At 61.4% G+C, this 15,361-nt stretch carries 10 protein-coding genes; 8 read left to right on the forward strand and 2 right to left on the reverse strand.

The annotated features are described in order from the left end of the window. Positions 1 to 201: 201 nt before the first annotated feature. Both PSH57_RS11830 and gspG read right to left on the reverse strand, forming a co-directional pair. A complete protein-coding gene (locus PSH57_RS11830) occupies positions 202 to 1,389 on the reverse strand; it encodes a type II secretion system F family protein (RefSeq protein ID WP_305389658.1) in 1,188 nt (395 codons plus the stop codon). A gap of 14 nt (positions 1,390 to 1,403) precedes the next feature. After that, on the reverse strand, positions 1,404 to 1,838 hold the full coding sequence (gene gspG, locus PSH57_RS11835) for a type II secretion system major pseudopilin GspG (protein ID WP_305389659.1): 435 nt from the start codon (positions 1,836 to 1,838) through the stop codon (positions 1,404 to 1,406). Positions 1,839 to 2,033: 195 nt separating this feature from the next. On the opposite strand from gspG, the gene PSH57_RS11840 reads away from it, so the two are divergent. The 8 genes from PSH57_RS11840 (at position 2,034) to PSH57_RS11875 (ending at position 15,309) form a co-directional block, all read left to right on the forward strand. Then, positions 2,034 to 2,642, forward strand: coding sequence for a lytic transglycosylase domain-containing protein (locus PSH57_RS11840; protein WP_305389660.1), 609 nt, complete (start codon positions 2,034 to 2,036; stop codon positions 2,640 to 2,642). A 208-nt stretch (positions 2,643 to 2,850) separates the two neighbouring features. Further along, positions 2,851 to 8,682: a manganese-oxidizing multicopper oxidase MnxG gene (gene mnxG / locus PSH57_RS11845; RefSeq protein ID WP_305416609.1), complete on the forward strand. Its 5,832-nt coding sequence runs from the start codon at positions 2,851 to 2,853 to the stop codon at positions 8,680 to 8,682. A 106-nt stretch (positions 8,683 to 8,788) separates the two neighbouring features. Continuing rightward, complete coding sequence (locus PSH57_RS11850) at positions 8,789 to 10,741, forward strand: YncE family protein (protein ID WP_305389661.1); 1,953 nt, start codon at positions 8,789 to 8,791, stop codon at positions 10,739 to 10,741. Between the two features lie 13 nt (positions 10,742 to 10,754). Then, entirely contained in the window at positions 10,755 to 11,411 is a 657-nt protein-coding gene (locus PSH57_RS11855) for an SCO family protein (protein WP_305389662.1), read from the forward strand. Continuing rightward, on the forward strand, positions 11,408 to 12,028 hold the full coding sequence (locus PSH57_RS11860) for an SCO family protein (RefSeq protein ID WP_305389663.1): 621 nt from the start codon (positions 11,408 to 11,410) through the stop codon (positions 12,026 to 12,028). The genes PSH57_RS11855 and PSH57_RS11860 overlap by 4 nt, the downstream gene beginning before the upstream one ends. A gap of 9 nt (positions 12,029 to 12,037) precedes the next feature. Next, complete coding sequence (locus tag PSH57_RS11865) at positions 12,038 to 13,588, forward strand: cytochrome c/ABC transporter substrate-binding protein (protein WP_305389664.1); 1,551 nt, start codon at positions 12,038 to 12,040, stop codon at positions 13,586 to 13,588. A 14-nt stretch (positions 13,589 to 13,602) separates the two neighbouring features. Next, positions 13,603 to 14,556 (forward strand): peptidylprolyl isomerase, encoded by a 954-nt coding sequence (locus PSH57_RS11870; protein WP_305389666.1) that lies wholly within the window; start codon positions 13,603 to 13,605, stop codon positions 14,554 to 14,556. A 219-nt stretch (positions 14,557 to 14,775) separates the two neighbouring features. After that, positions 14,776 to 15,309 (forward strand): response regulator, encoded by a 534-nt coding sequence (locus tag PSH57_RS11875; protein WP_305389668.1) that lies wholly within the window; start codon positions 14,776 to 14,778, stop codon positions 15,307 to 15,309. Positions 15,310 to 15,361: the final 52 nt, after the last annotated feature.

The raw sequence follows: 15,361 nt of genomic DNA on the forward strand, positions 1-15,361 counted from the left end.
CAACGCTGACGGTGAAACGGACGACCAGACGCCGCCCGATACCGGTTTTATGCATTCTTAAGCTGGCGAGACGAGAAACACCCGGCCAAAACGAGCCGCGTTTCTCTGTCACTTGCGATAGAGCACCATCCCGCCGTGGTAGAGGACGCCGTCCCGAAACATCGCAGGAGGCTATCGACCGCGCGACACTGTTCCAACGGGTCAGTGAATGCTCGAGGCCAGCTCGAAAATCGGGATGTACATCAGGATCACGATCACCCCGATCAACAGCCCGATAAAGGTCATCAACAGCGGTTCGAACAAACGCACGAACCATTCGATCCAGCGGCTGATCTCCTCGTCGTAGAAGTCGGCGCTGCGTTCCATCATTTGTCCGAGGTTGCCTGACTGTTCGCCGGCGCGTAGCAAACGCAGGGACACCGGGGTCACCAAGTGATTGAGTTCCAGCGCGGCCGACAGCGATTGCCCCTCGCGCACCCGTTCGCAGGCCTGGTCCAGGCGCATGCGGGAGGCGGGGGTGAGCAAGTTGCGGACCATACCCATGGCGGTTACGAGGGGGATACCGCCTTGCAGCAGAATCCCCAGTGAACGATAGAAACGGGCCAGTTCGTACATGAAGATGCGTTGATGAACCGCCGGGAGTTTTTCGATCACACGGTCAACGCCCCGACGAAAGGCCGGTTGTCGCTGAAGTAAGACGAGGGCGACGATGATTGCCGCCAATGCGCCGAAGAATTCACCCTGGTGGGCGTGCAGGAACATCCCACAGCTCATTAGCACTCGCGACAACCACGGCAGATTCGACCCCAGCCCTTCGAACACCAGGCTGAAGCGCGGCACCACGTAACCCATCAAGAACAGCACCACGCCACCGCCCACCACCAGCAATAGCAGGGGGTAGATCGAAGCGCTGACGATCTTTTGCCGGACCTCGTCCATGCGCTGTCGATAGCTGACATAGCGGCCCAGGGCATCGCCCACGGCGCCAGTCTTCTCACTGGACTGCACCAACGCCACGTAGAGTGGGGGAAACACCGCTGACAACTGGGCCAATGCCTGGGAGAACGATTTGCCTTCGTAGAGCAGGCGCACCAGTTCACTCAGGGTTTTACGTGCCTGCGGCGCGTTCTCTTTTTCTGCCAGGCTTTCCAGCGCATCGATCAACGGCAAGCCGGCATTGAGCAAGGTGGTCAATTCCTGGCTGAACAACACCAGGTTGAATGTCTCGCGTTGTCGAAGGCGCAACGCGCGCCAGTGTCGCTCAACGTGCAGGCTGACCACTCGCAAACCCTGGTCTTCGACGATATGCCGGGCTTCACTGTGGCCCGGCGCTTCGACGGTCATCGAGACCACGCCGGCCTTGCCCACTGCCTTGAGATGAAAGCGCATGGTCGCCACCCTCGTCATTGCCAACTGGTGACTTCGGCGTTTTCGCCTTCGCCGCCGGGTTGACCGTCTTTGCCCATGGACAGCAGATCGTATTCGCCGTTTTCGCCGGGGTAGCGGTAGTTGTAGTTACGGCCCCACGGGTCCTGCGGCAGCTTTTTCTGCAAGTAAGGCCCGGTCCATTTGGTTTCATCGCTTGGCGCAGTGACCAGCGCCTGCAAACCCTGTTCGGTCGACGGGTAATGACCGACCTCCAGACGGTACAGGTCGAGCGCCTTGCCCAAACCTTCGATTTGCGCCTTGGCCACCTTCACTTCGGAGCGGCCCAGTTGGGCGAAATACTTCGGAGCGACGATGCCGGCCAACAGCCCCAGCACCACCAGCACCACCAATAGTTCGAGCAGGGTGAACCCGCTTTGAGTGCACGGGGCGGAACGCAAACGCTGATTCATGATGACCTCACATGGTCGCAAGAAGGGTCGCCATGACGGCGTATGCAATTGCCATGCTCACCCCTGGAAATCCCTGTTAACCCCCTGTATTACGGGCCTTTGCGCTTTCGGCACAGTGCTTGCCTATGACTTGTTTACTACCGGCCATTGGGGCATTACCCCCACTTTTCGGGCCCGGGCAGGGGAGCAAAAAAAATGAAAACACTCACCACAGGAATGCTCGGTTGCGTGCTGCTGACGAGCGTCGCACAGGCCGATGTCTTCGTTTCCGTGGACGCCAAGGGCAGCTATGTACTGTCCAATGTTCACCGTCCCGGCCGCACCTATGAACGGATCATTCATGAACCCCAATCCTCGCTGGTCGACCTTGATCAGCAACCCCAGATGATCGCCAGACAACCTTATGCAGAGCTGGTGTCAGCGGCCGCCACCGCCCATGAATTGCCGGCGGCGTTGCTGCACGCCGTCATCCGCGAAGAGTCCAGCTACAACTCGGATGCGACGTCCCCCAAAGGCGCCGGTGGGCTGATGCAACTGATGCCCGATACGGCGCGGGAGATGGGGGTGAAAAATGTCTATGACCCGAAAGCCAACATCCAGGGCGGCGCCAAATACCTCAAGCGCCTGCTGACCCTGTTTGATAACGACATCACCCTCGCCGTGGCGGCCTACAACGCCGGGCCACAAGCGGTGCTGAGCCGCGGCGGGGTGATCCCGCCATTTGCTGAAACCCAGCGTTATGTGCCCAGCGTCTTGCGCCAATACCGCCGCTTGCAAGGCATTGCCGTGGATGCACCGCTGTGATTGGCGAGTGTGGGTCATGTCCCCCCAATAGTGGGGCAGCGAGGACTGGACCGAAAAGTGGGGAATAAGTGGGGGATATCCCCCCGCGGTATTAATTCTCTGCTTCAAGTGGCTGAAAATTAAGTAAATTTTTTATGGCATGCGGATTGCTCCAAGGGATTTATCGAGAACTATTCCCTTGTGACTACCCACAGCGAGGCCCGTGATCATGACCGGCATACCCTACGCTTCGTCCTTGTTTAAATTTGCGCTTCTGGTGGTCTCGATGTCCGGCATCGGGTTGGCCGAGGCGGCACTGCGTTGCGAGCGCAACCTGGTGGCGAACGTCGTGGCGCTGGATCAGCCGCTGATGTTCAACCGCCTCGGCGCGCAAAACGTCAATGGCATGATGTTCGCCCTGCGCCGCGATGTGGTCGACGACCACAATGTATCCCTGGCCCATGGCGGCGCTGCAGTGCCAGGCAAAGTCTCGCTGCGGCCCGACAAGCGTCCGCGGCCCTTGGTGTTGCGCGTGGCGGCCGGTGACTGCCTGACCATCAACCTGCAGAATCTGCTGGCGTACCAGGCCAACCCCGGAAGCCACGAAAACGGGGAGGAGGGTGAGATTGAGGGTGAGGTCGAAATCGGTAACGTCGATCAGTTCAAGGTCGATGAGCAGGTCGCCGATCGCCATGTCGGTTTCCAGGTCAACGGCCTGCAAGCGGTCGACAGCATCGACGATATCGCCTCGTACACCGGGCGCAACGGCAATTCGTTGGTTGCCCCTGGCGCAACCCGTTCCTACACTTTATTCGCCGAGCGCGAAGGGGCGTTCGCCGCCAGCAGCCGCGGCGCGACCTTCGGCGGCGAAGGCGATGCCGGCAACGTTGCCAATGGCCTGTTCGGCCAGGTCGTCGTGGTGCCCAAGGGCGGGCGCAGCTACCGCAACACCGTGACCGAAGAAGAGATGCGCCTGGCCAGCACCGGCCGCACGCCGGCCGGTCAACCGATCGTCGATTACCAGGCGCGCTACCCACAACGTGAGCCCTGGATCCGTGAAGGAAAGGCCGGTTCACCGATCATCAGCATGGTCGACGGCAATGAAATCATTTCCAGCGAAAGCGACGCGATTGTGATGGGCAGCAACGCCGACGGCAGCTTCCCGCCGTCGACCTATCCGCTGGAAGCCGTCGGCAAACGCAATCCGGCTATTCCGAATCGGCTGGAACCGTTCCGCGATTTCGCCTCGCAGTTCCAGGATGAAACCGCCGCGACCCAGGCATTCCCCGCTTATTGGTCTGACCCGGTGATGGCCCACGTGCTGGAACCGACCCGTGACTCGTTCATGATCAACTATGGCTCCGGCGGCATGGGCGCCGAGGTAGTGGCCAACCGTTTAGGTGTTGGGCCGATGCACGATTGCCTGTCCTGCGCCTATGAAGAATTTTTCCTCAGTTCGCACACCGTCGGCGACGTGGCGATGCTGGTGGACGTACCGGCCAACGCCGGTCTGGAAGGGATTCTTCCAGGACAGGTGCCACGTGCCGATCAGATTGGCGTCAAGGCGACCATGGCGCTGTATCCCTCCGAGCCGGCCAACGTCAACCACAGCTACATCGGCGACTTCGTCAAATTCCGCAACACCCACAACGGTCACGAACAGCATATCTTCCACCTGCACGGCCATCAGTGGTTGTTCAACCCCAACGACGACAACTCTGACTATGTGGATGCCCAAGGCATCGGCCCGGGCGCCGGCTACACCTATGAAATCGCTAACGGTGGGTCGGGCAACCGTAACCGCGTAGCGGGTGATGCGATCTACCATTGCCACTTCTACCCGCACTTTGCCCAAGGCATGTGGAGCATGTGGCGGGTTCACGATGTGTTTGAAGAAGGCACCAGACTCGAAGTCTCCCAACAAGGCCCTGACGGATTCCACAGCGAACCCTATGCGTTGCGCAGCGGCAAACCCGCAGCGGGTGCCCGAGCCTTGCCTGATGGCGAAATCATCGCCGGCACACCGATTCCTGCGGTGGTGCCGCTGCCGGGCAAAGCCATGGCGCCCATGCCAGGCAAGGTCGTGGTGGTGCCGAAAATTGGCCAGACCCTGGTCGCCGGTAATGACGACGATGATGAGGAAGATGACGATGACGATGGCGAACACCACGGGGGCGGCGGCGGCGCCCAAGCGATCGGTTCCCTGGCCCTGGTGGATCGCAGCGAAGCCAACCGCAATGCTGACGGCAGTCTGAAAAACCCTGGCTATCCGTTCTGGATCGGTGGCATGGAAACCTCGGTCGGCCAACGTCCACCGACTCCACCACTGGACATGCTAGACGCGGCCAAGGCTCAGTCCTTGAAGTCCAGCGGCAACGCTTTGTGGGCCAACCTCGACCCGGCGCAGTCCGGTGGTTGGGACGGTGGTCTGGGGCGTCATTCCCTGGACGGTTTCTCCGCCGGAGGGGTGGCGCATACCGTGACCACGTCGCTGGATTTCTCCAAGGAAGTGACCCGCGCCAAACCGATCTACCTGCCGGAAGAGGGCACCGAAGTCGAACAAGCGGCCATGGCCTTCCACGCGAAAAAGGACTACCCCAGCTTTGCTGTATTGCCCGGGAATCAAATCGTGGCGAGCAATTTTCGCACCAACGGCGCCTTGCCGATTGCCGGCGCACCGTACTACGAACCGTGTATGGATGATCGGCAAAAACGCCTGACCAGCAGTGCTGGTACCGGCGAGTTTGCCAGTGGCGAACGGATCGACGGCATGTCCTTCACCGGTTCATCGACCTTCACCGCCGACCGTCCACGGGTCTACAAAGCGGCGAATATCCAGTTCGACGCGGTGTACAACAAGGTCGGCTACCACTTCCCGCAAGCGCGCATTCTGGCGCTGTGGGAAGACGCCTGGCCGGTGATCACCAAGCAGCGCCCACCAGAGCCTTTGGTGATGCGTATGAACACCTTCGATTGCGTGCAGTACCAGCAAACCAACCTGGTACCGGCCACCTATGAGATGGACGACTATCAGGTGCGCACGCCAACCGATGTGATCGGCCAGCACATTCACCTGCCCAAATGGGACCTGACGGCGGCCGACGGTTCGGCCAACGGCTGGAACTACGAAGACGGCGTGCTTTCCCCTGGGGCGGTGCAAGAACGCATCCATGCCATTCGCGAATTCAACCAGTGTGAAAGCTCCGACCCACGCGACGGCACGCCGGACTGCCCGAAAGCCAAGAGTCACCCGTACTTCGGTCAATTTGGCCGGGCGGACTGGGTCGGCGCGCGCACGGCGATGCAGCGCTGGTTTGCCGATCCGGTGGTCAATGCCAAAGGTGTCGACCGTGGCCTGGGGACCATCTTCACCCACGACCATCTCGGCCCATCGACTCACCAACAGATTGGCCTGTACGCCACCGTGCTGGCTGAACCGGCCGGCTCCACCTGGTTTCACGCTGAAACCGGCGAGCCGTTGTACAGCGGCGCGCGGCAGGACGGCGGGCCGACTTCGTGGCAAGCGGTGGTGTCTAGCGGTGACCTGGACGGCGACGGCAAGAACGACAGCTTCCGTGAGTTCTTCCTCGAGTACAGCGACTTCCAGCATGCCTATGAAGCCGGTGTGTATGTGGGCGCTGGCCCGAACGGCGTACCTGATCCGCAAGCCTTCCCGGCCACGGCGGACAGCTTCCGCTATGCAATCAACCCTCCGGTGCGCAATAACGCCAGCAACTTGCTGGACGGCATCGTCGAAGTGCAGGGCGGACTGGTTTCGGGCTGCCCAAGCCGGCCGTGCCCGCAAGCTATTTCGGTCGATGACCCCGGCATGTTCGTGGTCAATTACCGCAACGAACCGCTGGCCCTGCGGGTGTACGACCCGAACAAGGTCGGCCCGGACGGCAAGCGCGGCATGCAGGCCGACGGCCTCGGCGGCGACCTGGCGTATGCCATGCAAAGCCGTACCGACCGTGCTATCCCGGCGATGAACCTGGCACCTAACCTGGTCACCGCGGCCACTGGCCCAACTGGCGGCACCACGCTGTTCCCACCGCATATCAACCGTGGTGGCGCAGAACCGGGTGACCCGTTCACCCCGATGTTGCGCACCTACACCGGTGACAACGTGCGGCTACGGGTGCATGCCGGTGGTCACGAAGAAGAGCACAACGTAACTCTGCACGGCGTGAAATGGCTGCAAAGCGGTTCCGGCTTCGGCAACAGCTCCAACTCCGGCTGGCGCTCGTCGCAGATGGTCGGTATCTCCGAACAGATGGGCTTCAATGCGCCTGTCTCGATGCTCTCCAGTTCGGCGGCGACCACGGGGGATTACCTGTACTCGATGGACGCTTCGATTGAAGGTTACTGGAACGGTATCTGGGGCGTGATGCGCAACTACACGACCCAGCGCAGCGATCTGTTCGCATTGCCAAACAACCCGAAACCGACCGGTATGCGCAACACGGTGGCGTTCGATGGCATCTGCCCACGGTACGGCGCCAACCCGAACGGCATCGGCACCCGGCCGACCGTGCAACGCAACTATGAAGTGGTTGCGGCGCTGGCCAACGACATCCTTGGCAATCCGTTGAATCTGTCCATGGCTGATCCGGCCGGGCTTGGGCAACACGTCGGCGGGCCGTTGAAACCGGCGGGCGGCACCCTGGTGTACAACTCGCGGGCGGTGAGCATTGCGCAGGTCTCCGTGACTGATCCTGAAGATGGCGAGACCTTCACCATCGGCGGGCAGAGCGGACCGTTGCATGACCCGACGGCGATCCTGTACGTGCGTAAATCCGACCTTGATGCGGTCACCGGCAAGCTCAAACCCGGTGTGCCTGTCGAACCGTTGGTGCTGCGCGCAGCGGCCGGTGATTGCATCAAAATCACCCTGGAAAACCGTCTGCCGGTCGTCATGCCGGACCTGACCCAGACCGCGGTGATGCAAGGCATCGTCAAGCGTGATCGTAACGATGGCATGGGCTCGACCATCTTCACCAACAACCTGCTGCGCCCGTCCAGCCACGTTGGCCTGCATGCACAACTGCTGGCGTATGACATCACCAAATCCGATGGCACCAATGTCGGCGCCAACCCGATCCAGACCGTGCCACCGCGCATCGGCAACAGCGGCGCGTACCCGACCCGTACTTATCAGTACTACGCCGGGCACCTGGAGCGTGAAGGCAAGCCGATCTCGCAACTGGGCCGCAGAGTCGACAACATCAACGCTACGGCGGTGGAGTTCGGCGGGTTGAATTTCACTCCGGCGGACGTCATCAAACAGCCGCAAAAAGGCCTGGGGGGTGCAATGAGCATCCTGCCGATCGGCGCCACCTGGGTCGACGACGTTCGCAAAGTGACGGCGACCGTCACGGCGCCGGGGCAAACCACCTACCGCGACTTTGCGATGGTCTGGCAGAAAGCCTTGAACATCCGCTGGGCCAACGGCAGGCCGGTGGAAGGCATTGCGGCGGAAGGTCTTGGGGTGCCGACGGATCCACAGGACAACTCGAGCATGGCCATCAACTACAAGACCGAGCCACTGTGGTACCGCTTCGGCCTGGCGCCGGATGCGCCGTTCGGGCACGCCGATGGCGCCGGTTACGGTGACGTGCCTAACGCGCATATGGCGTACAGCAATGCGCTGATCGGGGGCGATCCTCAGACACCGGTGCTGTATGTGAAACCGGGGCAACCGTTCCGCACCCACATCCTGATGCCGACCGGTGGCAGTCGCGGCACGACCTTCCAACTGGACGGTCACGTCTGGTCGGTCAACCCGTTCCAGTCAGAGAAGAGCGACTCCGGTGGCTATCCGATGATGACACCTGGGGTGGGGGCGGTGCGGTTCGGCTACAACCCGATGTCGATGTACATCGGCGCTCGTGAAAGCATCCTGCCGGCGGCGCACTTCAGCTTCATGCATCCGAGCGCCGGGGGCAGCAATGCGATACCGGGGGACTACCTGTTCCGCGACTACGGCGCCTACGGCAATACCGCCGGACTTTGGGGATTGCTGCGGGTGACCAACGAACCTGAACCTGAACCGGCACCGTAAAGCCAGGGATGGGGCGGTGGCTGACACCACCCCATCCCTATGGGACCGATACCGGCTCCATCAGGGCCAGAAGTAGGCAGGCAAAGATCTGTAAGGGGAGAGGTTCATGAACAGGACTACAAAAATCGCCGTTTGTGTGCTGGCTGTCGGGGCGGCGCTGATCAGCTTCGGCGTTTGGCGCACCGCGCCGCCCAACCTGCTGAGCCAGGCCGCACTGCCGGACACCTGGAGCAGTCAGAACCTCTCCCGCGACGGGATTTCGGTGGCGCTTGAGGTCAAGTCATTGGCTGAGGACGGCGTGTTGCGTGAAGGCGAGTTTGCCGACGTGCAGTTCCGCGTCAGCGACAGCGCCTCGGGCCAGCCGTTGTCGGGCGTCAATCCCGGCGCCTGGCTGGACCCGGAAACCGTTGCCGCCGACAAAGCCCAGGGCCGTGAGCAAAGCTGCAAATCCCGGGTCGGGGTCTTCCTGAAATCGAGCATCGGCGCACGCCCAATGCTCGATCTGAACAGCTACTTCCTGCTGGTGATGAACCGCGACGCCAGTGTCTCGGTGGTCGACCCGTCGGTATCGGTGGGCGGCATCACCAGCACCATGGCGCGGATCGACATTAAGCAACCCCCCATGGACTGGGTCACGCCCAAGGACAACAAACGGGTGTTCGTCTCCATGCCGACCGCCGGTGAAGTCGCGGTGATCGACAGCGAGCAATTCAAACTGGTTGAGTCGGTCGCCGCGGGCAGCAACCCGGTCCGCGTAGCCCTGCAACCGGACGAGCGCCTGCTTTGGGTCGGTAACAATGCGAAAACGGCCGGGCAGTCCGGGGTCACGGTGATCGACGCCCTTAGCCTCAAGCCACTCAAATATTTGGCCACCGGCGCCGGGCACCATGAAATCGCCTTCAGCAAAGACGGCCGTTTTGCCTTCGTCAGCAACCGTGACGACGGTACCTTGAGCATCATCGATATCGCCAGCCTGACGATAAGCAAGCAACTCAAGACCGGTTCGCACCCGCTGTCGGTGGCGTACTCGCCGCTGTCCCAGGCGGTGTATGTCGCCGACGGCAAGGACGGTACCGTGACCGTGGTCGATACCGCCAGCCTCGCGATTCGGCGGGTGATCAAGATGAAACAGGGCCTGGGCCCGATGGGGTTCAGCGCGGACGGGCGTTTCGGCATCGTGCTCAACACCCTGGAAAACCAGATCGCGGTGATCGACGCGGCCACCGATTCGATGATCCACGAACTGGACGTGTCCGCCGAACCCTACCAAGTGGTGTTCACCAAGGCCTACGCCTACATCCGTGGACTGGCCTCGGCCAAGGTCACCATGATCAACCTCTCGTCATTGGGGGCCGGGCGCACACCGATCAGCCAGGGCTTCGAAGCCGGGCCTCAGGCGCCACGGCTGGCCGGTGATTTGCCGCTGGCCTCAAGCCTGACGGTGTCGCGGGACGACAACGCGGTGTTCGTGGTCAACCCGGTGGACAACACCACCTACTTCTACGCCGAAGGCATGAACGCACCGATGTCCGGCTACCCCAATCGCGGGCAGGTGGCGCGGGCCGCCATGGTCATCGACCGCAGCCTGCGCGAGGTCGAGCCCGGGCTCTACAGTTCGCGGATCAAGCTGCCAGCGGCCGGGCGTTTCGACGTGGCTTTTTTGCTCAACCAACCGAACATCATCCATTGCTTCACGGCGCTGGTTGAACCGGACAAGAACCGCGCAAAACTTCCTGGCGTGCCAAAAGTCGAGTTCATGCTCGACAAGTCCACCGCGGCCCTCGGCAGCCCTTACACCGTGCGGTTTCGCATCGTCCAGGGCCAGCAGAAGGCACAGCGCAGCGGGGTCAAGGACGTTCAGGTGCGCTACTTCCGCGCCCCGACTTCCCAGGCCCGGCAAGTGGCCGCCCTTGACGTGGGCAACGGCATCTACGAAGCCCCGGTGACCCTCGACCAGAATGGCGCCTGGTATCTGCATGTTCGCGCGGCGTCCCTTGGCACCCGTTTCGATGACAAAACCTTTGCCAGCGTTCGGGTGTTGCCCGGCGATGCCCACTGAAGAGGAAACCGACATGAACCGATTCGCACACCGTGGACTGCTGATGTTCTGTCTATTGGCCGCCGGCATCGGCCAGGCCCTGGCGCACTCGGCGGATGAACACGCCGGGCACGACATGCCGGCCAGAAGCGCCAGTTCGCAGAGCGCCCAGGTCAAATTCGCCGACGTCGCGCTGGTGGACCAGAACGGCAAACCGGTGCGGCTGGAGAAGGATCTGGTCACCGACAAGATCGTGGTCATGAGTTTTATCTACACCAGTTGCACCACGGTGTGCCCGGTGGTGTCCTCGATCATGGGCAAGGTGCAGAAACAGCTCGGCGCTCGGGTCGGCGACGAAGTGCAACTGGTGTCCATCAGCATCGACCCGCAGCGCGATGACGCCAAGCGTCTCAACGACTATGCCCGCAGCTTCCAGAAGGGGCTGGGCTGGAGCTGGCTGACTGGCAGCTCGCAGTCGATCAACGAAACCCTCAAGGGCCTCGGCTCTTTCAGCGGTGACTTCAAAAGCCATCAGCCGCTGATTCTGGTGGGAGACGGCAACAGCCGTCACTGGACGCGCTATTACGGTTTCACCGACCCGGCCGTGCTGATTCGCCAGGTCGAGAAACTTCACAGCCAGCGCAACGTTCACGCCAAACACACCGCCATTGCCATGGAACCCCAGCCATGAAAGCCCTCGTACTGATCTTCCTGACGATGTCTTTTTGCGTGATCAGCCTTATCGCGTTTTCCCACGAGGAACATCAGGAGCCGTTACCGACGGTGGCCGGCGCGCAACCAGCCAGTGGCACGCGGGATGCGAAAACCTGGTTCACCGACACACCGTTGCAGGACCAGAACGGTAACACGCTGCGTTTCTACAGTGACGCGCTGCAAAACCGCGTGGTGCTGCTGAACGTGATTTTCACCAGTTGCAACGATGCCTGCCCGCTGATCACCCGCAAACTCAAGGAAGTCCGTGAGGTGCTGGGCGACAAGGCTGATGGCATCACCTTTATCTCCCTTACCAGTGATCCGCTGCGCGATACTCCGGCGGTACTCAAGGCGTACACCTTGAAGCATGGCGTCGATGGCCCCCACTGGCTTTTTCTCACCGGCGACAAGGCGCAAATGGATCTTGTACTGGGGCGCATCGGCCAGATTGTGCCGACCCCCGAGCAGCATTCGACGCAGCTGATTGTCGGTGATGTGGCCAACAAGCGCTGGAGCAAGATCCGTCCCGACGCACCGGCGGCCGCCATTGCCCAGCGCTTGCAATTGCTGACAATACCCGTGGCCGGTCGTTGAGCACGCGTCATGAAAGCTGCCCTCGTCCTCGGCCTGCTACTGATCGGTGGCATCAGCTTCTGCGCCCATGCGTTGGCGCTGAGCCCCAGCGAAAGCGCTGGTAAACGGTTGTATCGCGAGGGCGTGTCTGGAAACGGTGAGCCGATCATGGCTCGGGTGGGCGCGGCGGACATGCTGCTGCCCGCCACCAGCCTGCCATGCGCCAATTGCCATGGCGCCGATGCCCAAGGACGGCCCGAAGGTGGGGTACGGCCGCCGGACATCAGTTGGTCGCGGCTCTCCAGCAGTTACGGTCAACGGCAGATCAACGGTCGCAATTACCCGGCCTACACTGAGGGCACTCTGGCCCGGGCGATCCAGGGAGGGCGCGATTCGGCGAACAATCGGCTCGATCCGGCGATGCCTCGATTCGTGCTGTCGATGAATGATCAGCGCAACCTCACGGCTTACCTCAAGCGCGTGACCGATGATCGCGATCCAGGGTTGACCGCCGACAACCTGCACTTGGGCAGTTTGTTGCCGAGGCAAGGGCCGCTTAGCGTGGAGGGCGCCACGGTGGCAGCGGTGCTCAGGGGCAGCGTGGCGCGGATTAACGAGGCGGGCGGGATCCATGGCCGGCAATTGCGCCTGACCATTCTCGATCCAGGCCCGGACCGCGTCAGTGCCGAACAGGCGCTGGACCGCTTGATTGAGCAGGAACAGGTATTCGCCCTGATCGCGCCACTGGCACCTGCGCTCGACACAGCGCTGGTCACGCGGCTGGAACGCGCCGGCATTCCGCTGATCGGGCCCCTCTCGCTGCAGGGCATGGCCCCGGTCAGTCGGCAGATTTTCGAGCCGCTGTCAGGGCTGCGCGAGCAACTGATCGCCTTGGCCGACTATGGTTCCACCAATTTGCGCTTACTCCAGGGACCGACGTTGATCGTCTACCCGGACGAGCCGGGCCAACGGCTCGCGGCGCAGAACCTCGGCCAGTACCTGCAAGGTCGCGCCTGGCAGCACGTGCGGCTGCGGGACTACAACTCGGCGCAGGAGGAGCTGCCGCTGGGCTCTCGATCGATATTTTACCTGGGCAGCGGCGTCGGTTTCAGTCGCCTCGCCGAGCGCCTGCAAACGGCGGGGCAGGTGCCTTACCTGTTCGCCGCGTCGAATCAGGTGGCAGGCGATCTGTTTCAATTGCCCAGCGGTTTTTCCCGGCGGGTGTTTCTGGCCTATCCGTTTGTACCCAGTGACTGGACGCTGGCCGGGCGCCTGGCCTTGACGCAACTGCGCGAACACCAGGGGCTTGGCGAGGAGCACGCGGTGCTGCAAGTCGCAGCCTACAGTTCGATGCTGCTGCTTAGCGAAGGCATGAAGCAGGCCGGGCACGACGCCAGCCGCGAAAAACTCATCAGTGTCCTGGAAGGTTTGCACGATTTCGACACCGGGCTGACCCCGCTAATCAGCTTCGGTCCGGGCCGCCGCCTGGGCTTGAGCGGTGCTCATATCGTCACCGTAGATTTACCCGGCCAGCGCTTCTTTCTGGTCGCACCGTACAAACCCATTGCCGCGACACCCTGACGGGAGGCCTGACGATGAAACTCAAGACGTTGCTGATTCTGCTGACGATATGGACTCCCATGGCGTTGTGCAGCAACGGCCCGGCTGCCGCGCGGGTCAATGGTGAGGAAATTTCCGAGTTCCGCCTTGAGCGCTATTTCGCCGAATACCTGGAGGACCAGGGTCGTGCAGTGGGTAGCATTCGCAACCCCAGGGCGTACAGGCAATTGCGGCACAAAGCGCTGGATGCCCTTATCGACAAGGAATTGCTGTGGCAGGAAGCAGTCAAGCGCGGGGTAGTGATCGACGATGAAGTGGTAAAAAGCCAGGTTGAGCAAACCCGGCAAGCGATTGGCGGTGCCGAAATGTTCGCCCGCCGGCTTGAAGACGCCGGTTTTGATGAAGCCAGTTTTACCGAGTACACACGCCGCGAACTCGCAGCTCAGCAAGTCTTTGCCGACCTCATCAAGGTTGCTGAACCGGATGAAAAACAGGTTCGCGCCTTCTTCGAAGAACACCGTGCCGAGATGAGCCGGCCTGAGCAGATCCAGGCGCGGCACATCCTGGTCAAAGTACCTCATGGAGCCGATGCCGCCGCAGTTGAAGCAGCCCGGCTACGCTTAGATGAGATGCGGGTGAAAATCAGCCAGGGCGAGGACTTTGCCAGCGTTGCCCGGGCCGGCTCCGAAGATGCTTCTGCCAGCGAAGGCGGGGATCTGGGCTATTTTCCTCGTGGGCGCATGATGCCGGAGTTCGAAGCTGCGGCGTTTGCCCTGGCGCCGGGGGCCGTCAGTGCGCCGGTACGCACGCCGTTAGGCTGGCATTTGATTTATCTGCAGAACCACGAGGATGCAGCCGATGTCTCAGAATCTCAGGGGCTTGAAATGGTTCGGGCTTACCTTGCCCGACAGCAAAAATCCCAGGCTCGTTCACAGATTCTGGGGCAGTTGCGATCAAGCAATCGAATCGAGCGCAATGACGACGATTGAAGGTTCCCCCCCCAAATGTGGGGAATGCTTCAGGGCAAATCCGAGCGCTTCCCCGCCTTTGGGGGACGGCGCTCCTGAACGAAAAGATTTTTTCATGAAAATCATAGAGATGAAGCGGTCGAAAACCGGCGCTCAGTCTGGCATGAAGTGTGCGTTAGCCTAATTAAGGCGCGTACTCCCAGGCACGAATATCGGACCTGCGGTTTCAAGGAGTCCACCTTGTTGAACAAAGTATTGGTTGTTGAAGACGAACAGCTTCTTGCGGAAAACCTCCAGGGTTACCTGCAGGCGCAAGCGCTGGAAGTTCGGATCGCTCACAACGGTGAAGCCGCGATTGGCGAAGCCAAGAGTTTTTCACCCGATGTGATGGTGTTCGATTACCGCTTGCCCGATATGGAAGGCTTTGAGGTGCTCAATGCCGTCCGCCAGAACAGGGAGTGCCATTTTGTGCTGATTACCGGGCACCCAACCGCTGAAGTCTGTGAGCGGGCCCGGCAACTGGGAGTCAGCCATATCCTGTTCAAACCGTTTCCGTTGGCGGAACTGGCCCGTGCAGTCGTTGACCTTCTGGGGATGGAGCGCGAACACCGGGCCGGCGCGAGCCCATCCGAAGGATTCGTCGAACGACGCCAGAGCAAGACCGAAAGTTTCCCGCTGCAGTTGTACGATGGCAGTTGGGTGCTGGCGGATCGTCGACGAAGTTCATCGACCTCCAAGGCATCAGACGACCAACAATTGCTCACCGGGGAGTAGTGGCGCGACAAGACGTTCCGGCATACGCCGCAATGGCCTGCCGCGTCGACAG

The organism is Pseudomonas hefeiensis (assembly GCF_030687835.1).
Lineage (GTDB): Bacteria > Pseudomonadota > Gammaproteobacteria > Pseudomonadales > Pseudomonadaceae > Aquipseudomonas > Aquipseudomonas hefeiensis.